A 21,100-nucleotide genomic window follows, 5' to 3' on the forward strand; every position below is an offset into this window, starting at 1 on the left:
GAGTTTAATAGATAAAAGTTTTATAACTTTGCATTATGCAATTTAGAAAAAGCACCACTTTATTTTTAGCTATATTAATCCTATTCTCAAATTTAGGATTGGCTATTAATGTGCATTATTGTAAAGATAAAATTGCAGGTGTTTCGTTTACAACTCAAGTTGAAGAAATTTGTATTGAAGATGTAAAATCTTGTTGTAAAGTTGAAAAAACACATGATTCTTGTTGTTCAAACAAAATAATTAAAGCACAAGAAAAGAATGATAATTTCTTGTCTCATTATTCTAAAATTGACTTTAATGCTGTTTATTTTACACAATGTAAAACAGTATTGCCAATTAAAAAGAATGATTTTGTTTCTAAAAAAGAAATCATTTCGTTTTATTGCGATTCACACGCGCCACCCTTTTACAAACTATATTGCCAATTAGTTTTATACGCTTAATTTAATGTTTTAACTCCGATTTAATCGAAAATAAAAACATTAAATTAAATACTCATGTATAAAAAAATAGCAGTATTGCTACTCTTTATTTCATCATCATTGTTCGCACAAAATTCAGAAATTAAAGGAACAATTTTAGATGAAGATAATATTCCATTAATGGGAGCTAATGTCTTTTGGCAAGGAACTTCTATTGGAACAACTTCCGATGAAAACGGAAAGTTTACACTTAAAACATCACCAGATACAAAAAACTTATTGGTAAGTTATATAGGTTTTAAAACTCAAAAAATTGAAGTTACTTCTTCAACATCTTTACAAATAAAACTGGTTGCACTAACAACTTTAAATGAAGTTACAGTTTCTAAAACAGTTAAGAGTACAAGAAATTCTTATACTTCTTCTATCAATCTTCAAACGATGGGGCAAAAGGAACTATTGAAAGCCGCTTGTTGTAATTTGTCGGAAAGTTTTTCAACCAATCCTTCAATTGATGTTAATTTTTCTGATGCTGTTACAGGTAACAAACAAATTAAAATGTTAGGTTTAACAAGTCCTTATATTTTAATTGCCGAAGAAAACATTCCTTCTGTTCGTGGTGCATCACAAGCTTACGGATTGTCTTTTGTGCCAGGAACTTGGGTTGAAAGCATTCAAATTACCAAAGGTGCAGGAAGCGTAATTAATGGTTACGAAAGTATTTCGGGTCAAATTAATTATGAAATTCTAAAACCAGCAACAGATATTCCTTTTTTTGTAAATATTTATGGTTCTACCGAAGGAAGATTCGAATTGAATACGCATTTCAATCAAAAGTATTCAGATAAGTTAAGTTCTACTTTATTTATTCATGGAAATACTCGACAAGTAAAAAATGACATGAATAACGATGGTTTTTTGGATAACCCAATTGGAAAACAAGTTAATATTTTAAACCGTTGGCAATATAACGATGCAGAAAAAGGAATTGTAAGTTTCTTAAATGTGCGTTATATGAAAGACGATAAACAATCGGGTGAAGTTTCTTTTAATCCTGATGAAGATAAGTTTACTACAAATGCATGGGGAAGCGAAATTAATACCGAAAAAATTGAAATTTCAAATAAAACAGGTTATGTTTTTCCCAATATGCCTTATCAAAGTTTCGGATTTCAAAATTCATTTCAATCGCATAAACAAGATTCGTATTTTGGTTTAAACCAATACAATATTCATCAAAAAAGTTATTATTCTAACTTATTATTTAATTCAATAATTAGTAACACAAAAAATAAGTTCACTACCGGAATTAATTTTTCTTATGATGCTTATGACGAATTTGTAGGATTAAATTTTTCAAAAGATTTCTCAAGAGTTGATAACTCAATAGGAGCTTTTTTTGAATATACTTATGATAATTTAGATAACTTTAGTTTAGTTGCTGGAGCAAGAGTTGATAATCATAATCGGTTAGGAACTTTTGTAACGCCTCGTTTGCATATTAGATATAACCCATGGGAAAACTCAGTAATTAGAGCTTCGGCAGGAAGAGGGAAAAGAGCGGCGAATATTTTTGCCGAAAACCAAAACCTATTTGCGTCATCTCGTAATTTTTCAATCTTGAATACTAGTGGAAAACTATATGGATTAAATCCCGAAATTGCATGGAATTATGGTTTAAGTTTTTCTCAAACGTTTAAATTGTTTGGTAAAGATTCTGAAATTGCTTTAGATTATTATGTAACTGATTTCCAAAACCAAGCTGTTGTAGATATTGATAATAGTCCGCAACAAGTTTTGTTTTATAATTTAGAAGGGAAAAGTGTTGCCAACTCCTTTCAAGCAGAATTCAATATTGAATTAATTAAGCATTTAAATTTAAAAACAGCTTATAAATATTATGATGTTAATACTGATTATAGTGTTGGGAATCTTCAAAAAGCACTTCAGGCTAAAAATCGATTTTTTGCTAACTTAGCATTTCAAACACACATTTTAGATAAAGGGCAACAATGGAAATTTGATGTTACTTATAATTGGTTAGGAGAACAAAGATTGCCAAACACGTCAACTAATTTACCTCAGTATCAATTAGGTGAATATGCACCTTCCTTTGCAGTTTTCAACGCGCAAATAACAAGAACTTTTTCAAGCACATTTGAAATATATGCTGGCGGAGAAAATATTGGTAACTACAAACAAGATAATGCTATTGTAAGTGCAGATAATCCTTTTGGTTCTAGTTTTGATAGCAGCATGATTTATGGCCCAACTTTTGGTTCAATGTATTATGTAGGATTAAGATTTAAAATAAAATAATAATTAAATAATTAGAAAAATGAAAAAAATAATTTTAGTGTTGCTTATGTCAATTGTTGGAATAGCAGCTCAAGCACAAGAAAAAAGTGTAAAGAAAAGTAAAAATAAAGAAGTAATAATTAAGGTTTCTGGAAACTGTGAAATGTGTGAAAAACGTATTGAAAAAGCTGCATTTTCAGTTAAAGGTGTAAAAAGTGCTGAGTGGCATATTGATTGTCAAGACATACACGTTTATATCGACGAAAACAAATGTTCAAAAGAAGATGTAGCGAAAGCAATTGCAAGCGTAGGACATGATACGAGTTTAGTTAAGGCTCCTGACGATGTTTACGAAAAAATGCACAGTTGCTGCAAGTATGAGCGATTAGATTAAATAAATAAAAATCCCGAAAATATATTCGGGATTTTTTTATAAAAAAATAAGTCAATATTAATTTTCGTATTTGTTTTTTGTTATACATTTGTTTAATATTTCTATGTAAAAGTGAATAGATTAAATAACGGTTTTAAGAAACTACTTTTTATTTTACCATTGTTAACTTTTTTGTTAGCACTTTCATCTTTTACACAATATCATGAAATAAATAAATCTGTTGAAACTTCGACCATAGTTCAATACGATTCAAATCATAAATTACTTCCCACATTTGTTTTATCAGATAATGAAAATAAAGATTTAGTTTATAACGAATCTGAGCCTTCTGAAACTGAAATTGAAGTAGATTGGATTAATTTTTATTCTTTTGAAGATAATTTCCTTCAAATAAATGCTACATCTGAACCTTTTTCAGATTTCCTTAATTTTCACGAATCAAATCGCAGAATACCTTTGTATGATTTGTTTTGCAATTGGAAATTGCATCTTTCTTAATACATACTTTTTATTTTTTTGTTATTCTGAACTTGATTTAGAATCCAAAAATTCACTTATGTATTAATCTTATTTTCATTTTAAAATGAATACTTCTCATTCAAGTTTTGATGAACATCATGTTCTTCATCACTTAACCCATTATTTACCAGCACAAAATCCGTTGAAAGACTTTGTGCATCACAATACTTTGCATGCTTTTCAAGACAGACATTTTTTTGATGCTTTGCAAGAATCTTCTGAAATATTTGGCTATAAAACCTATTTGTCTATAGCGGATTTTAGAAAACGTTTTCATAAAAATGAAATTAGTGCTCCTGTTTTAAATCATGTTATAACTAAAAATAAAGGTCAAGAAAACGCTTCTGTTTGGTTAGATAAAATGCTTAAAAAACAGTATGACGAATCTGTAAGCCCAAGAATTGGTGCACTTCGTTCCAACTGGAAAACGCAATATGCAATTAATTTAGAAAAATCTACACACAGTATTTTATTTAGAGTGCTTTGTAGTTATTTAGATCAAGGAATTTCTATGTGGTCTTTTCCTATTCATGATAAAGGGTTTTTGTCTTCTATTCGTGAATTAGAACGCACTAGTTTTTCAGGTTTTTTTAGCAATAAAAGAGCAAAAAAATTACTTCAAGAAAAAGCATCTATTACAGATTTATTAAAAATTGTAGTTGGTGATGAACGTTTTTATGAAACTTATATTTTTGACCAACAATTTTCTCATCCAGGTTGGAGTGGAATGGTAGCAACAATAGAGAGTAATCCAGCTTCACTTTTAGATAAAAAATCAATTACTTTAGAAGAATTAATTATTTTCGAATTACTTCTTGAAATTGATACACTAGATAAAAAATTTGGTGAAAATTGGGCACCATTAGCTAGTAGAATTACTGATGAGCCTCAAGATTTATTTAGAGCTGTAGCTGCTGATGAGCATTTTGAAGTTTTGTCTTTATGGCAACAAGCTTTTGAGTGGACATTATATGATCAAGTTTTAGCTGGAATTAAGGAATATAAACCAAATCACGAGAAAGTAAATGCAAGTTTTCAAGCTTTCTTTTGTATGGATGACAGAGAATGTTCTTTTAGAAGACATGTTGAACATTTAGATAAAAATGCTATTACATTTGGAACGGCTGCTTTTTTTAATTTTGAATTCTTTTATCAACCTGTTGACGGAAAGTTTTTTACTAAACTTTGTCCTGCTCCAATGACGCCAACTTTTTTAGTCAAAGAAGAGCACAGAAAGAAAAAACACGCAAAAGATTTTCATTATCACAAACGTTCTCATTCTTTATTTTATGGATGGTTAATTTCTCAAACATTAGGCTTTTCTGCTGCTTTTAAGTTGTTTGTTAATATTTTTAAACCAACAATGACACCAGCAACAACATCGTCATTTAAACATTTAAATAAAAAATCTAAACTTCATATAGAAAATAAAAATGTTGCCGATAGAGTTGATAATTTACAAGTAGGTTTTACAGTTGAAGAAATGGCAAATAGAGTAGAAGGTTTGCTAAAAAGTAATGGTTTGGTAGATAATTTTGCTCCAATTGTATATTTAGTGGGTCATGGTGCAACAAGTGTAAATAATACACATTATGCGGGTTATGACTGTGGTGCATGTTGTGGAAGACCAAGTTCGGTTAATGCAACAGTGGCTTGTTTTGCAATCAATCACCCTGAAGTTAGAAAAATTTTGGCTCAAAGAGGAATTGTTATTCCAGCTGAAACACAATTTTTACCTGCTTTACATGATACTACTCGTGATGAAATTACTTTTTATCAAGAAGATTCTTTATCTGATAACAATAAAAATTTACACCAACAAAATGTAATTGTTTTTGAAGAAGCATTGTTGAATAATGCAAAAGAGCGTTCAAGAAGATTTGATACGATAGATACGACTCAGTCGCTTAAAAAAGTGCATGAAAGTATCAAAAGACGTTCGGTTTCGTTGTTTGAGCCTCGTCCAGAATTAAATCATGCAACAAATGCCATGTGTGTTGTAGGAAGAAGAAGTTTGTCCAAACATTTGTTTTTAGACAGACGTTCGTTTATGAATTCATATGATTATACTATTGATCCATCAGGTGATTATTTGTCTGGTATACTAAATGCTGTTGCACCAGTTGGTGGTGGAATTAATTTGGAATATTATTTTTCAAGAGTAGATAATCAAAAATTGGGTGCAGGAAGTAAATTGCCTCATAATGTAATGGGTTTAATTGGTGTTGCCAACGGAATTGATGGCGATTTAAGACCAGGTTTGCCAAGTCAAATGATTGAAGTGCATGATCCAATTCGCTTGTTAGTAATTGTAGAACATTTTCCTGAGAAAGTAAAATATGCTATTACAAAAAATCCTGCAACTTATGAATGGTTTATTAATGAATGGGTCAAATTGGTTGTGGTTCATCCAGAAACGTTAGCGTTATATCATTTTCAAGGTGGTAATTTTGAAATTTATGACCCAATTCAACATGATGTTGTTCATATTGATGACGAATTAAAATTAGCCGAAAAAACAATTGATAACCTTCCAATTGGAGTATTTAATTAAGGAATTATGAACGAGATATTACAGTTTTTTATAGCCTTACCATTAGTTGGCTTTATCATAAGTTTATTGTTGCCAGAAAAAAAGGAAACTTTAATTTCAAGAGTAGCATTTGGAACCGTTTTTATTCAATTAGTAGCATTAGTTGTTTTTATCATATTTTGGGTATTTAACGGTGCAGCACATTTAAATTTAAATGAAATTACATTATTAAAAACAGATCATTACGAGTTTTTTATTGATTTTTATTTTGATAAAATTTCGGCAGTTTATTTGTTTATTGGAGCTTTATTAACTTCAATGATTACTACGTATAGCCGTTATTATTTACACAGAGAAAAAGGATATAAACGTTTTTTTAACACAGTTTTGTTTTTCTTTTTTGGCTACAATTTAGCGATTCTTTCAGGAAATTTTGAAACTCTTTTTATTGGTTGGGAAATCATCGGAATTTCTTCTTTCTTATTAATTGCTTTTTATAGAGAACGTTATTTGCCAGTTAAAAACGCTTTTAAAGTGTTTTCAATTTATAGAATTGGAGATATCGGAATGATATTAGCCATGTGGGCAAGTCATCATTTATTTCATGAAAATATAACCTTCATGAAAATGAACAATTTTGAGTTAATGAGTGAGCATTTGCAAAGTCATTCTTTTATCGGAGCTTTTATCGCACTTTCATTAGTCTTAGCAGCTGCGGCAAAATCGGCTCAAATTCCGTTTTCGTCTTGGTTACCAAGAGCTATGGAAGGACCAACACCTTCGAGCGCGATATTCTACGGTTCTCTTTCTGTGCATTTGGGAGTTTTCTTAATGTTGCGAACTTTTCCTTTTTGGGAACATCAAACCTCAATCCGAATTGCAATTGGTTTAATGGGATTAACAACTAGTATTATGGCTGCTTATATGGCAAAAGTTCAGTCATCTGTTAAAAGTCAAGTTGCTTATAGTTCAATTTCTCAAATTGGTTTAATTTTTATTGAAGTAGCACTTGGTTTTGAAACATTGGCTTTGTTTCATTTTGCAGGAAATGCTTTTTTAAGAACGTATCAATTATTGGTTTCTCCTTCTGTTGTGAGTTATATGATTCGTGAGCAGTTTTATAATTTTCAGCCTAAAGAAAGAGGAATTAAAAATACTTTTCCAAAACGAATTGAATATGCACTTTATGTATGGAGTTTAAAAGAATTTAATTTGGAAAATTTTATGGCAATTGTGCTTTGGAAACCTCTAAAAACCTTAGGTAAGTCTTTAGATTTTTTAAACTTAAAACGATTGATTTTAGTTTTTATTCCAACATTTGTTATAGGAATTTTACTTTATGAATTTAAGAGTATTGTGCCTACACAAATAGTTTCAGTTCTACCTGAAGTATTTGCTTTTATAGGATTATTATTTGTTTTTAAATCATTTTCCGAAAGAAAAAGTCCTTTTATAGCTTGGATGTTAATTGTTTTAAATCACTTCTGGATTTCATTAGCTATAGTTTTTAATGAAAAAATAGATTATTCGGAATTAGTAGTTTATCTATCAGGAATTATTGTTGCCGGATTTGTCGGATATGCATCACTATTATATCTTAAGAAAATGGAAGAAAAAGTGAGTTTAAATCAATATTTGGGTCATGTTTATGAACATCCAAAATTTGCTTTTTTCTTTTTATTAGCAGCTTTAGGAGTAACAGGGTTTCCAATTACAACTACATTTATTGGTGAAGATTTAATTTTTAGTCATATCGAAAGTCATCAAGTAATGCTAGCTTTCTTTATAGCTTCAAGTTTTATCGTTTCTGGTATTGCAGGAATTCGAATTTACACTCGATTATTCCTTGGGCCACATATTAAAACATATCACGAAATACCTTATCGTTCTTCGTAATAATATCAATTCCAATATCAATTGTAAAATCAACTTCAATTATAAAAATAAAAAGACCCTGAATCAATTTCAGGTTTGACAATAAATATAAAAACATATATGAATACAAACATAAAAAAAATGATTCCTGCTGATGGTTTAGCAGGATTAAAAGAAAATTTTAAAACCGACGCTATTTCTGGCTTTATTGTTTTCTTACTAGCATTGCCCTTGAGTTTAGGAATTGCAAAAGCATCAGAGTTCCCTCCAGTTATGGGTTTGTTAACTGCTATTATTGGAGGTATTGTGGTGAGTCTCATGATGGGATCTCGATTGACCATAAAAGGACCAGCTGCTGGTTTAATTGTAATTGTTGCAGGTTCTGTTGCCGAATTTGGTCAAGGAGATAATGTTTTAGGTTGGAAATTAGCATTAGGTGCCATGGTTGTTGCAGGTGTGGTTCAAATATTATTTGGCGTTTTTAAATTAGGTAAACTTGCCGATTTTTTTCCGCTTTCTGCTATTCATGGAATGTTGGCTGCTATTGGGATTATAATTATAGCAAAACAAATTCCGGTTTTATTGAATGATGATCCTGCTTTAGGAAAAGGAAAAGGGCCATTAGAATTATTAGCAAATATTCCAAATTTTATCATGAATTTAGATCCAAAAGCTACGTTTATTGGTGTTGTAAGTTTAGCGATTATGATGGGTTGGCCTTATATTAAAAACAAAAGTATTAAAATGATTCCAGCTCCATTAGTAGTGTTGTTGTTTGCTATTCCTTGTGAATTGTTCATGCACTTTAAAGAAACGGAACCAGCTTACGCATTAGTGAAAATTGGAAACTTTGTTGATGCTTTAGGTTTTAATGCCAGTTTTGATGGCTTTTCTCAAACCGGTATTTTTATTAAATATGTTATCATGTTCGCGTTGGTCGGTTCTTTAGAGTCTCTTTTAACAGTTAAAGCAATTGATTTAATGGATCCTTTTAAACGTAAATCAGACATGAATAAAGATTTGATTGCTGTTGGAATAGGAAATACTTTCGCAGCATTCTTAGGTGGTTTGCCAATGATTTCTGAGGTGGCTCGTTCTTCTTCAAATGTTAATAATGGCGCAAAAACACGTTGGGCAAACTTTTTTCATGGTGTTTTTATCTTAGCTTTTGTTTTGCTAGCTTCGCCAATTTTAGAGATGATTCCTAATGCAGCTTTAGCAGCTATGTTAATTACTGTTGGAATTAAATTATCTCATCCAAAAGAGTTTATTCATACTTTTCAAATTGGGAAAGAACAATTAGCAATTTTCTTAGTTACTATTTTCTTTACATTGTTTGAAGACTTATTAGTTGGTATTGCAGCCGGAATTATCTTAAAAATGATTATTCATTTAGTTAATGGAACACCTATTTCTTCTTTCTTTAAAGCTCCAACTTTAGTTTCTTTTGAAGGTAATAATTATTTAGTTGAAATTGATAAAGCTGCTATTTTTACTAATTATTTAGGAGTAAAGCGAAAGCTAGAATCGATCCCTCCGGGATTTAATGTTACTATTGATTTAAAGAAAACAAAACTCGTTGATCATTCCGTAATGGAAAATTTAGAACATTTTAAACATGATTATGAGTCAAATGATAATAGTACAGTTACAATTATTGGTTTAGAAAATCATCAACCACTTTCAGCTCACCCATTGTCAGGAAGAAAAAATAAATAATATTGAGTTAGTTAGATTACTTATTTAGTTATAAGCGCCTTAATTATGTATAAGGCGCTTGGCGCTATCCTATTAAAAATAAAAAACATGAAAAATAAAATAGTTTTAATATTTGCTCTTGTAGTCTTGTTTTCAATTAAATCATTTTCTCAATTGAAAAGTCAAAATAATGATATTTGGTTTCATTATGTTGGAAAAAATATGATTTCAGAGAAGACTTCATTTACTTTAGAAGCAACTATGCGATATGCCAATGGGTTTTCAGAAAAACAACAGTGGTTTATTCGTCCATCATTTGATTATAAATTTACATCAAAATTTACAGGAAGCTTAGGATTTACACATTATGAAACATATTCATATGGAGATCCTGCTATGAATAAAATTACGAGCCCAGAAAATCATATTTGGATACAAGGTGTTTATACGCATTCAATAGGAGATTTTAAATTTATTCATCGCTTAAGAGATGAAAATAGATTTGTAGGAATTACTAAATTAAATATAACTTCTGGTGATTTTGAAATTGATCATTATGAATACCGAAATAGGGTTCGATATATGTTTTTAGCTAATTATGCATTGACAAAAGTTGATGATAAAACTAAGCTTTTTGCTGTTGCTGGAGATGAAATGTTTTTAAATATAGGTTCAAATGCTGGGAAAACACTTTTTAATCAAAATAGAATAATTGCTGGATTAGGTTATAATATAAATTCAAATCATCAATTGCAATTGAATTACATTCATCAAAATATTTGGAATTTTTCGAATACAATACAAGAAAGTAATCCAACGGTTAGAGTGTCTTATATTACTAACTTTGATTGGACAAAAAAAGAATAATTTTTTAGATATATTAACAAAAAACCGATTAGAATTTCTAATCGGTTTTTTTATATAAATTATGAAGTTTTAAATTACATCATTCCAGGCATTCCTCCGCCCATTGGAGGCATAGCTGAACTTTCTTCTTTAATGTCAATAAGAGCACATTCAGTCGTAAGAATCATTCCTGAAACTGAAGCTGCGTTTTCAAGAGCAACTCTGGTAACTTTTTTAGGGTCAATAATTCCAGCTTTTAGCATTTGAACATACTCACTAGTTTTAGCATTATAGCCAAAATCTCCTTTTCCTTCTAATACTTTAGAAATAACTACTGAACCTTCTCCGCCAGCATTCTCAACAATGGTTCTTAAAGGCGCTTCAACTGCTTTGTTTACAATTTGTATACCCGTAGCTTCGTCTGCGTTTTCAGCTTTTAATTTAGTTAAAACAGCTTTTGCTCTTACTAAAGCTACTCCACCACCAGCAACAATACCTTCTTCAACAGCTGCTCTAGTTGCATGTAACGCATCGTCAACTCTATCTTTTTTCTCTTTCATTTCAACCTCAGAAGCAGCACCTACATATAAAACGGCAACACCACCAGCTAATTTAGCCAAACGTTCTTGCAGTTTTTCTCTATCATAGTCAGAAGTTGTAGTTTCAACCTGAGCTTTGATTTGGTTTACTCTTGCTTTGATGTTGTCTGCACTTCCTGCACCATTTACAATAGTTGTATTGTCTTTGTCAATTGTTACATTTTCTGCCGTTCCTAACATTTCTAAAGTAGCGTTTTCTAAAGAATATCCGCTTTCTTCGGCAATTACAGTACCACCAGTTAAGATAGCAATATCTTCTAACATTGCTTTTCTTCTGTCTCCAAAACCTGGAGCTTTTACAGCAGCGATTTTTAATCCACCTCTTAATTTATTAACTACTAAAGTTGCTAATGCTTGACCATCTACATCTTCCGCAATAATTAATAAAGGTTTTCCAGATTGCGCTACTGGTTCAAGAATAGGTAACAATTCTTGTAAGTTTGATATTTTTTTATCGAATAATAAAATGTATGGGTTATTTAATTCAGCCACCATTTTATCTGCATCTGTTACAAAATAAGGAGAAAGATATCCTCTGTCAAATTGCATTCCTTCAACAACATCTACATAAGTATCAGTTCCTTTTGCTTCTTCAACAGTAATTACTCCTTCTTTTCCAACTTTGCTAAATGCAGTCGCTATTAACTCTCCAATTGTTTCGTCGTTATTTGCTGAAATTGAAGCGATTTGTTTTATTTTGTCTGTAGAATTACCAACAGTTTGAGATTGCTTTCCAAGATCTTCAACAATAGCTTCTACAGCTTTATCAATTCCTCTTTTTAAATCCATTGGGTTTGCACCAGCTGCTACGTTTTTTAACCCTTCTTTTACAATTGCTTGTGCAAGAACAGTTGCAGTTGTTGTTCCATCTCCTGCTAAATCATTAGTTTTAGAAGCAACTTCTTTTACCATTTGCGCTCCCATATTTTCTAATGGATCAGCTAATTCAATTTCTTTAGCTACCGAAACTCCATCTTTAGTTACCGATGGGCCACCAAATGATTTGCTAATAATAACATTTCTTCCTTTTGGTCCAAGAGTTACTTTTACAGCGTTTGCCAATGCATCTACACCTCTTTTTAGTCCATCTCTTGCTTCTATATCGAATTTTATATCTTTTGCCATTTTAAATATGCTTTTTTAATGAGTAAATTATTAACCTAAAATTGCGTAAATTTCTTCTTCTTTCATGATAAGATAATCTGCGCCTTCATATTTTAATTCTGTACCAGAATATTTTCCATACAATACTGTGTCTCCAACTTTAACAGTCATTGTATGATCTTTTTTACCGTTTCCAACTGCAACAACTGTTCCTTTTTGTGGTTTTTCTTTTGCAGTGTCAGGAATAATTAATCCTGAAGCAGTTGTAGTTTCAGCAGCCATTGGCTCTATAACTACGCGATCTGAAAGTGGTTTAATGTTTAGTGACATAATTTATTATATTTTTTAATTTTATTTGATTGTTTAAAAATGGTCAGAAATTGTGCCAAAGCATTTTTATGACAATTTTTCTTGTAAAAAAAAAGCCAGCACTGACAGGCTGGCATTTTTAAAATATTGTTTAAGCTTATTTTGCTTCTTCTTCAGTTGAAGTTGCAGTTTCAGCTGCTTGTTGAGTAGCTTCAGGTGTAGGAGCGATAGTTGTAGTAGCAGGAGCTGCTGCATCATCGTTTCCTAATATTTTTGAACCACTTGTGTTTCCATTATTAAAAGCAAGTGTAGATAATAATATTAATGCAATTAAAATACCACCTAATGTCCAAGTACTCTTATCTAAAAAGTCTGTAGTTTTTTGTACTCCACCCATTTGTTGAGAACCTCCAAAAGAAGAGTCTAATCCTCCACCTTTAGGGTTTTGAACCATAACTGCTAATATTAATAAAAAGCAAACTAATGCTATTGCGATTAAAAAACCTGTGAATCCCATAATTAATTATTTTGTTGTAAATCTTTTATTTTTTTTATTCGGTCTGCAAAGAAACTACTTTTTTCTGGATATTTCAAAATTAAAATCTCATAAGCTTGTATTGCTTTATTGAATTTTTTTTGTTCTAAATAAACTTTTGCTAACGTTTCAGTCATTAAGTGCGTTGGTTCATCTTTGTTTATGTTAATGTTTAAAGGTGTTTTAGCGTTTTCTTTTACAGGTGAAATTTTTGGATTTAATTCAATAAATCGGTCAATAAGTTCTATTTTTTTTTGTTTTTCTTCTGTAAATTCTTCAATTTCAGAATCCTCTTTCCTTTCAATAGGTGTTATTTTTGTTAATGTTAACCATTCTTGAAATGAATGTTTTTCGCTGTTTTCAAATGCTAAAGGTTTTCCTATTTCCAAATCAATGTTTTCGGTTTCAACTTCTATTGCAGAATCTTGAATTTTTATTTCCTCAATTATTTCGCTTTGAACAACGCTTATATTATTAATATGTTCTATCTCTAGGTCAATTAAGTTACTTTGAATAGTTGTAAACTCATTTGAAGTAATGAAATTAAAAAGTATTGATCTGTCAACAGTATTGGCTGCTGTTTTTTTTAATTCATAATTGTATCTGAAACTTTCTTGATTTAGCAATCCTTTTAAATGAAGAACTCTTGCTGCTTGAAAATAGGGGAATTCATGAAGAACTGTTTCCAATGCAACGGTTTGCTTTTCATTTAAAGCGAAAGGTTTGTTAAGTAAATATGTTAATTCAGTACTGTTCAAATTATTTTCTTTTAATTACCATTTAGCTAATGATTCATTAAAGATGTCTTGAGTAATTCTTTCAAAAATTTCATCAAGAGCAGTTGTTAGCCTTGTTCCTGTCATTTGTTCGTTTGCATCATAATCATGATAAAAAGAAAAACGTTTTTCAAAATTATCTTCTTCTTTGTTTTTATTTGAAAAACGGACCATCACTGCAATTGTTAGTCTGTTTTGTGCTGCTGTTTGATTAGAAGTTGCTGTCATTGGAGTAATTCTATACTCAACAATTTCGCCTTCATATAATAAGTCGCCGCCTTGATTAGTAAGGTTTAAGCTTGTTTGGTTTTGTAAAATTTCCTGTAATGTAATTGTAAAAGTTCTTTCAATTCCAGGTTCAACCAGTTCAGCATTGTTTTGAAAATAATTTACTTGAAATGTATCAGCGTCAATTTTTCCGGTTCCTGTGAAATTATAAACACTACAACTATTTAAAGTAAGCGTTAATCCAATTAGTATTATATAAATTCCTTTTTTCATTTTTTATTTATAAATCGTATTGTTTGATTTTTCTGTAAAGTGTTCTTTCGGAGATTCCTAATTCGTCAGCGGCAGCTTTTCTTTTTCCGTTATTTCGTTCTAACGATTTTTTAATCAATTCAATTTCTTTAGCTTCTAGACTCAGTGTTTCTTCTTCTTCAACTGTTTCTGCGAAAAGGTAATTAGAATCATCTTCTTCCTCGTCAATAAATTCTTCTTGAATTATTTCATTTGTAGCTTGAGGAAGGAGTTCTTGTTTTTTCTCGTTTTCAAAGATAGAATTATCTTCACTTTTTTCGTAAATTCTTTTAATTAAATTTTTCTGATCTTCCTGAACTTTAGATGTTCCATTTTGCATTAATTCAAGAGTGAGCTTCTTTAAATCATTCAAATCGCTTTTCATATCGAATAGCACTTTGTATAAAATTTCACGCTCGTTGCTAAAATCGTTTTCAGATTTTTGATTGTTAACTACCGATGGTAAATTATTTCCTTGTTGAGGTAGATATCCTTTTAAAGTTTGCAGCGAAGTTTCTCTGTTGGTTTCAAGAACAGAAATTTGTTCGGCAATATTTCGTAATTGCCTAATATTACCACTCCATCTATATTGAATAAGATATTGAATAGCTTCGTTAGATAATTTAATAGGAGGCATTTTGTATTTATGAGCAAAATCAGCCGCAAATTTTCTAAACAATAAATGAATGTCTTCTTTTCTTTCTCTTAAAGGAGGAAGTAAAATTTCTACAGTACTTAAACGGTAATATAAATCTTCTCTAAATTTTCCTTTTTCAATAGCATCAAACATGTTAACGTTTGTGGCAGCTACTATTCGAACATTTGTTTTTTGAACTTTTGAAGAACCAACTTTAATAAATTCGCCATTTTCTAAAACACGTAATAAACGTACTTGAGTGGTTAGCGGTAATTCACCAACTTCGTCTAAAAATATAGTCCCTCCATCAGCCACTTCAAAATACCCATCACGAGAGTTTGTTGCGCCAGTAAACGAACCTTTTTCGTGTCCAAATAATTCACTGTCAATCGTACCTTCTGGTATTGCTCCACAGTTTACAGCTATATATTTTGCATGCTTGCGATGAGAAAGTGAATGGATTATTTTTGGAATACTTTCTTTACCAACACCACTTTCCCCAGTTACTAATACAGAAATATCAGTAGGAGCAACTTGTATTGCTTTTTCTATAGCTCGATTTAGTTTTGGATCATTTCCAATAATTTCAAATCGTTGTTTTGTGGCTTGTATAGATTCCATGTTTAATTGATAATTAGTAATTTACAATTGATAGTTTAGTTAGTTTTTAATAGTTTAATTCATTTCAGAATAACCAATAGCTTTCCCTTTTAAAGTAGCTGATGAACAATCGTAAATTTCAACCATTACAAAATCGCCAGGTTTATAGTTTTCTTTTGGAAAAACAGTAACCATGTTTTCGGAATTTCTTCCGCTCCATTCATCTTTAGATTTTTTAGATTCTCTTTCTACTAAAATTTCCACTGTTTGTCCTAAAAAGCGTTGTGTTCTTTCTAATGATAATTCTTGTTGTAAGTCTACTATTTCTTGTAATCTACGTTTTTTAACTTCTTCGGGTACATCATCTTCTAGTTTTCTCGCGGCCATAGTTCCTGGTCTTTCAGAATAAGAGAACATATAACCAAAATCATATTTTACATAGCGCATTAAAGACAATGTGTCTTGATGATCTTCTTCAGTTTCTGTTGGGAAACCTGTAATCATATCTTGAGAAATCGTGCAATTAGGAATTATTTGTTTGATTTTGTCTACCAAAGTCATGTATTCCTCACGTGTGTGTTGACGATTCATTTCTTTTAAAATTCTAGTACTTCCACTTTGAACCGGTAAATGAATGTAGTTACAAACATTTTGATGTTTTGCAATAACGTGTAATACCTCTTCATGCATGTCTTGCGGATTTGAAGTAGAGAAACGGAAACGCATTTTTGGAAATGCTTTTGCAGACATGTCTAATAATTGTGCGAAATCTACCGATGTTGCTTTTTGCATTTCTGAAGCTTTATCAAAATCTTTTTTAAGTCCTCCGCCATACCATAAATAACTATCTACATTTTGACCCAATAAACATACCTCTTTATATCCTTTATTCCATAAATCAGCTATTTCGTCTAAAATACTTTGCGGTTCTCTGCTTCGTTCTCTTCCTCTTGTAAATGGAACCACGCAAAAAGTACACATATTATCACATCCGCGTGTAATAGATACAAAAGCATTTATTCCGTTGCTGTTTAAACGAACAGGAGAAATGTCGCCATAGGTTTCTTCTTTAGAAAGAATAACATTTATAGCATCTCTTCCTTCTTCAACTTCATTTAATAAGTTTGGAATGTCTTTATAAGCATCAGGGCCCACAACTAAATCGACAATTTTTTCTTCTTCAAGAAATTTTTCTTTTAAGCGTTCTGCCATACAGCCTAAAACACCAACTTTCATGTTAGGGTTAATATCTCGTTTTACAGCATTATATTTTTGAAGTCTTTTTCTAATAGTTTGTTCTGCTTTATCTCTAATAGAACATGTATTAACTAAAACTAAGTCGGCATCTTCAAGTTTGTCTGTAGTATTATATCCTTGATTGTTAAGAATTGAAGCTACAATTTCACTATCAGAGAAATTCATAGCGCAACCATAACTTTCTATAAAAAGTTTTTTAGTGTTTTCTTTCTTTTCTTCTAAAACAAGTTTTGTTCCTTGTTTGTTTTCGTCAATTGTCTTTTCCATAAAAGTTTTTTCTCTTTTTTGCAACTACAAAGATAATACTAAAAAGTAAAATATGACAACTTGACAGATTTTTTCATGATGTATTTTAACTTAAAAAAGTAAAATCTTATCTTAATTTTTTTTCTAAAATCCTTAAATTTAAAAAAAACCTATACTTTTGCGCCAAACAAATTTTATAATGGCGAAGAATTTAGTAATAGTTGAGTCACCTGCAAAGGCAAAAACAATAGAGAAATTTTTAGGTAAAGATTTTCAAGTTGAATCTAGTTATGGACATATTGCAGACTTACCTTCTAAAGAAATTGGAGTAGATGTAGAAAATGGGTTTAAACCTAAGTATGAGGTTTCACCAGATAAGAAAGCTTTAGTAAAAAAATTAAAAGACTTGTCTAAAAAAGCCGACATGGTTTGGTTGGCTTCCGATGAAGACCGAGAAGGAGAAGCTATTTCTTGGCATTTATCAGAAGAACTTAAGTTAGATGAAAATAAAACAAAGCGTATTGTTTTTCATGAAATTACGAAATCTGCTATTCAAAAAGCAATTGAAAATCCTAGAGGAATCGATTATAATTTAGTAAATGCACAACAAGCACGTAGGGTTTTAGACCGATTAGTTGGTTACGAATTATCGCCTGTTTTATGGAAAAAAGTAAAAGGTGGTTTGTCTGCAGGAAGAGTTCAGTCGGTTTCTGTTCGATTAATAGTAGAACGTGAAAGAGAAATTCAAGAGTTTAATCCGCAAGGAACTTATTCTATAACAGCTGAATTTACAAATGAAGCTGGAAAATCATTTAAAGCAAAGCTCCCTAAAAATTTTAATACACAAAAAGAAGCAGAAGACTTTTTGCAAAAAAATATTGGTTCTAATTATAAGGTAGCTGATTTAGAAAAAAAACCAACAAAAAAATCTCCAGCAGCGCCATTTACAACTTCAACTTTGCAACAAGAAGCTGCTCGTAAATTATATTTACCAGTTGGAATTACAATGCAAATTGCACAAAGGTTATATGAAGCCGGTTTGATTACTTATATGAGAACAGATAGTGTTAATTTGTCGAATGAAGCAATGGCTTCTGCAGAGTCAGAAATTATCCGTTCGTATGGTAAAGAATACAGTAAGCCAAGAAATTATACTTCAAAAAGTAAAGGAGCTCAAGAAGCGCACGAAGCAATTCGTCCTACAGACATGTCTTTACATACTGTAAATATCGACAGAGATCAAGCGCGTTTATATGATTTAATTTGGAAAAGAACTTTAGCTTCTCAAATGAGTGAGGCACAGCTAGAACGTACAAATGTTAAAATTGAAGCAAATAATCATAATGAAGTTTTTGTAGCAAGTGGTGAAGTAATTAAATTTGAAGGATTCTTAAAAGTGTATCTTGAAGGGCATGATGATGATGAGGAAGAGCAAGAGGGAATGCTTCCGGCTTTGAAAATAAACGAGAAATTAACAAATACTTATATTCAGGCAACTGAGCGTTTTTCTAGACCACCAGCACGTTATACTGAGGCTGCTTTGGTAAAAAAATTAGAAGAATTAGGGATTGGTCGTCCGTCGACTTATGCGCCAACCATTTCAACAATTATTAATCGTAATTACGTTGAAAAAGGAAGCTCTGAAGGAGTGGAAAGAAAATACACACAAATTTCATTATTAGCTTCGACTATTAAATCGCAAGTTTTGACTGAAAATGTAGGTTCAGATAAAGGAAAGTTAGTTCCAACAGATATTGGTACCATTGTAAATGACTTCTTGGTTAAAAATTTCTCGGCAATTTTAGATTATAACTTTACGGCAAAAGTAGAGCAAGATTTTGATGAAATTGCTGAAGGTAACATTGATTGGGCAAACATGATGAATGAGTTTTATTCTAAATTTCATCCAAATGTTGTCGATGTTGAAGAAAATGCAGATAGAGAAAGTGGTGAAAGAATTTTAGGTACCGATCCAAAATCGGGTAAACCAATTTCTGTTCGTTTAGGTAAATTTGGACCAATGGCTCAAATTGGTGATGCAGAAGATGAAGAGAAACAATTTGCAAGTTTAATGTCTGATCAAAATATTGGAACTATAACTTTAGAGGAGGCTTTAAAATTATTTTTATTACCTAAAAACTTAGGGACTTATAAAGAGGAAGAAGTTGAGGTAAGTAACGGTCGTTTTGGTCCTTATGTGCGATTTGGAAAAATGTTTATTTCGTTGCCAAAGGGAGAAGATCCGTTGGATGTTACTTTTGATAGAGCAAAAGAATTAATCGCAGAAAAAGAAGCAGCAGACGCTCCAATAGCAACTTTTCGAGAATTACCAGTTCAAAAAGGTGTTGGAAGATTTGGACCGTTTTTAAAATGGAATGGAATGTTTATTAATGTAAACAAGAAATATGATTTTGATAACTTATCTCAACAAGATATTGTTGAGCTTATCGAAGATAAAATTCAAAAAGAAATAGATAAAGTTATTCATGATTGGAAAGAAGATGGAATTCGTGTTGAAAAAGCACGTTGGGGAAGAAGTGTTATCTTAAAAGGTAAAGTAAAAATAGAATTGAGTAAAGATGTAGATGCTAAAGCGCTAACTTTAGATGAAGCTAAGGAAATGATAGAGAAAAAAGCACCTGCAAAAAAAGCTACAGCTAAAAAGAAATCGCCAGTAAAGAAAAAAACAACTAAAAAATAGTTTATGGTGTTTGATTTTCTACAACCATTGTCATCTTCTTGTGTTGAGTATATTAGTAAGTTACCGGTTCAGTCTTTAGGTAGGAAAATTACTTTACATACAGAAAGTGAATTCCCAAACTTAGATGCTATTTCTATTGCAATAATTGGAGTAAATGATTTTAGAGGTTTGGAAAAAGAAAATTCACATGGAGCTTTAGATGATTTTAGAAAAGTTTTGTATAGTTTATACCCAGGGAACTGGAGTGTTGCAATTGCAGATTTAGGAACAATTGAGGCTGGAGCGTCATTAAAGGATACTTATTTTTTAGTCCAAACTATTTGCGAAGATTTATTAAGAAAAAAAATTATACCTATTATCGTTGGTGGTAGTCAAGATTTATCTTATCCTATGTATAGGTCGTATGATGAATTAGATCAAATGGTGAATTTTATTTCTATTGATAATAAATTTGATTTTTCAAAAGAAAATAGTAACTTGGCCAACTCTTTTCTGACAAATATAATCGTTGAAGAGCCAAATAATCTGTTTAACTACAGTAATATTGGTTTTCAAACGTATTTTAATTCGCAAGAAGAGATTGATTTAATTGATAAGCTTTACTTTGAAGCATATCGACTTGGTGAGGTTTCAAATAACATAACAATTGCAGAACCAGTTTTTAGAGATGCTGATATTGTAAGTGTTGATATGACTTCGGTTCAGTCGTCTTTTTCGGGTAATTTTATTGATTTTAACCCAAATGGGTTTACAGGTAAGGAAGTTTGTGCCTTAGCAAGATACGCTGGAATTAGTGATAAAGTTTCTTCGTTTGGAGTGTTTAACTTTAATTTAACTTCAGTTGAATTTAATTTAGTTGCTCAAGTGATTTGGTATTTTTTAGAAGGTTTCAGTTTTAGATCTAACGAGTATCCTTTTGGTAGTAAAGAAAGTTATCTTAAATATACCGTGTTGATTGATGATGATGAACTTGTTTTTTACAAGAGTGATAAAACAAGTAGGTGGTGGATTGAAATATCATTATTTACAAATGTTAATAATAAATTAAAAAGAAATACGTTATTACCTTGTTCTTATGAAGATTATTTAGCGTCTTGTGAGGGAGATGTTCCTGAAAGATGGTGGAAAGCTCAAAGAAGAAATATTGTTTAACATAAAATATGAAAGGATAGTTTTACCTTGGTTTTGTTAATTTTAATATATTTTTAAGATTTTTTTTAAAAATAATTGTT

17 protein-coding genes are annotated in these 21,100 nt (G+C 30.8%); 10 read left to right on the forward strand and 7 right to left on the reverse strand.

Annotation, left to right across the window (positions count from 1 at the left end; all coding sequences use genetic code 11):
* The first annotated feature begins 35 nt into the window (after positions 1-35).
* The 8 genes from OLM55_RS05660 to OLM55_RS05695 all read left to right on the forward strand — a co-directional run bounded on the left by OLM55_RS05660 (position 36) and on the right by OLM55_RS05695 (position 10,606).
* Complete coding sequence (locus OLM55_RS05660; RefSeq protein ID WP_264560440.1) at positions 36-443, forward strand: HYC_CC_PP family protein; 408 nt, start codon at positions 36-38, stop codon at positions 441-443.
* 54 nt (positions 444-497) lie between these two features.
* On the forward strand, positions 498-2,741 hold the full coding sequence (locus OLM55_RS05665) for a TonB-dependent receptor (protein WP_264560441.1): 2,244 nt from the start codon (positions 498-500) through the stop codon (positions 2,739-2,741).
* A gap of 19 nt (positions 2,742-2,760) precedes the next feature.
* Positions 2,761-3,114 carry a heavy-metal-associated domain-containing protein gene (locus tag OLM55_RS05670; RefSeq protein WP_264560442.1) on the forward strand — a complete coding sequence of 118 codons (354 nt, stop codon included), beginning with the start codon at positions 2,761-2,763 and terminating at the stop codon, positions 3,112-3,114.
* 111 nt (positions 3,115-3,225) lie between these two features.
* Positions 3,226-3,612 (forward strand): hypothetical protein, encoded by a 387-nt coding sequence (locus OLM55_RS05675; protein WP_264560443.1) that lies wholly within the window; start codon positions 3,226-3,228, stop codon positions 3,610-3,612.
* Positions 3,613-3,697: 85 nt separating this feature from the next.
* The gene (locus OLM55_RS05680) at positions 3,698-6,187 is read left to right on the forward strand and encodes a YbcC family protein (RefSeq protein ID WP_264560444.1); all 2,490 of its coding nucleotides are present in this window, start codon (positions 3,698-3,700) and stop codon (positions 6,185-6,187) included.
* A gap of 6 nt (positions 6,188-6,193) precedes the next feature.
* The gene (locus tag OLM55_RS05685; RefSeq protein WP_264560445.1) at positions 6,194-8,062 is read left to right on the forward strand and encodes a proton-conducting transporter membrane subunit; all 1,869 of its coding nucleotides are present in this window, start codon (positions 6,194-6,196) and stop codon (positions 8,060-8,062) included.
* A gap of 99 nt (positions 8,063-8,161) precedes the next feature.
* Positions 8,162-9,760 (forward strand): SulP family inorganic anion transporter, encoded by a 1,599-nt coding sequence (locus OLM55_RS05690; protein ID WP_264560446.1) that lies wholly within the window; start codon positions 8,162-8,164, stop codon positions 9,758-9,760.
* Between the two features lie 87 nt (positions 9,761-9,847).
* Complete coding sequence (locus OLM55_RS05695; RefSeq protein ID WP_264560447.1) at positions 9,848-10,606, forward strand: DUF2490 domain-containing protein; 759 nt, start codon at positions 9,848-9,850, stop codon at positions 10,604-10,606.
* 74 nt (positions 10,607-10,680) lie between these two features.
* Here the strand turns inward: OLM55_RS05695 and groL are convergent, their stop codons facing one another.
* The 7 genes from groL to miaB form a co-directional block, all read right to left on the reverse strand.
* The gene (gene groL / locus OLM55_RS05700; RefSeq protein ID WP_264560448.1) at positions 10,681-12,309 is read right to left on the reverse strand and encodes a chaperonin GroEL; all 1,629 of its coding nucleotides are present in this window, start codon (positions 12,307-12,309) and stop codon (positions 10,681-10,683) included.
* A gap of 30 nt (positions 12,310-12,339) precedes the next feature.
* Positions 12,340-12,618 (reverse strand): co-chaperone GroES, encoded by a 279-nt coding sequence (gene groES / locus OLM55_RS05705; protein WP_264560449.1) that lies wholly within the window; start codon positions 12,616-12,618, stop codon positions 12,340-12,342.
* 136 nt (positions 12,619-12,754) lie between these two features.
* Positions 12,755-13,117, reverse strand: a complete 363-nt coding sequence (gene secG / locus OLM55_RS05710) for a preprotein translocase subunit SecG (RefSeq protein ID WP_264560599.1) — start codon at positions 13,115-13,117, stop codon at positions 12,755-12,757.
* Complete coding sequence (locus OLM55_RS05715; RefSeq protein WP_264560450.1) at positions 13,117-13,890, reverse strand: tetratricopeptide repeat protein; 774 nt, start codon at positions 13,888-13,890, stop codon at positions 13,117-13,119. The genes secG and OLM55_RS05715 overlap by 1 nt, the downstream gene beginning before the upstream one ends.
* 15 nt (positions 13,891-13,905) lie before the next feature.
* Entirely contained in the window at positions 13,906-14,409 is a 504-nt protein-coding gene (gene lptE / locus OLM55_RS05720) for an LPS assembly lipoprotein LptE (RefSeq protein WP_264560451.1), read from the reverse strand.
* Between the two features lie 7 nt (positions 14,410-14,416).
* Positions 14,417-15,685, reverse strand: a complete 1,269-nt coding sequence (locus tag OLM55_RS05725) for a sigma-54 interaction domain-containing protein (protein ID WP_264560452.1) — start codon at positions 15,683-15,685, stop codon at positions 14,417-14,419.
* 54 nt (positions 15,686-15,739) lie between these two features.
* Positions 15,740-17,188, reverse strand: coding sequence for a tRNA (N6-isopentenyl adenosine(37)-C2)-methylthiotransferase MiaB (gene miaB / locus OLM55_RS05730; protein WP_264560453.1), 1,449 nt, complete (start codon positions 17,186-17,188; stop codon positions 15,740-15,742).
* A gap of 178 nt (positions 17,189-17,366) precedes the next feature.
* Between miaB and topA the strand changes: the two genes are divergently transcribed.
* The gene (topA, locus tag OLM55_RS05735) at positions 17,367-19,868 is read left to right on the forward strand and encodes a type I DNA topoisomerase (RefSeq protein ID WP_264560454.1); all 2,502 of its coding nucleotides are present in this window, start codon (positions 17,367-17,369) and stop codon (positions 19,866-19,868) included.
* Positions 19,869-19,871: 3 nt separating this feature from the next.
* Entirely contained in the window at positions 19,872-21,020 is a 1,149-nt protein-coding gene (locus tag OLM55_RS05740; protein ID WP_264560455.1) for a formimidoylglutamase, read from the forward strand.
* The last annotated feature ends 80 nt before the right edge of the window (positions 21,021-21,100 follow it).

It is taken from the genome of Flavobacterium sp. N2270 (assembly GCF_025947225.1).
Taxonomy (GTDB): Bacteria; Bacteroidota; Bacteroidia; order Flavobacteriales; family Flavobacteriaceae; genus Flavobacterium.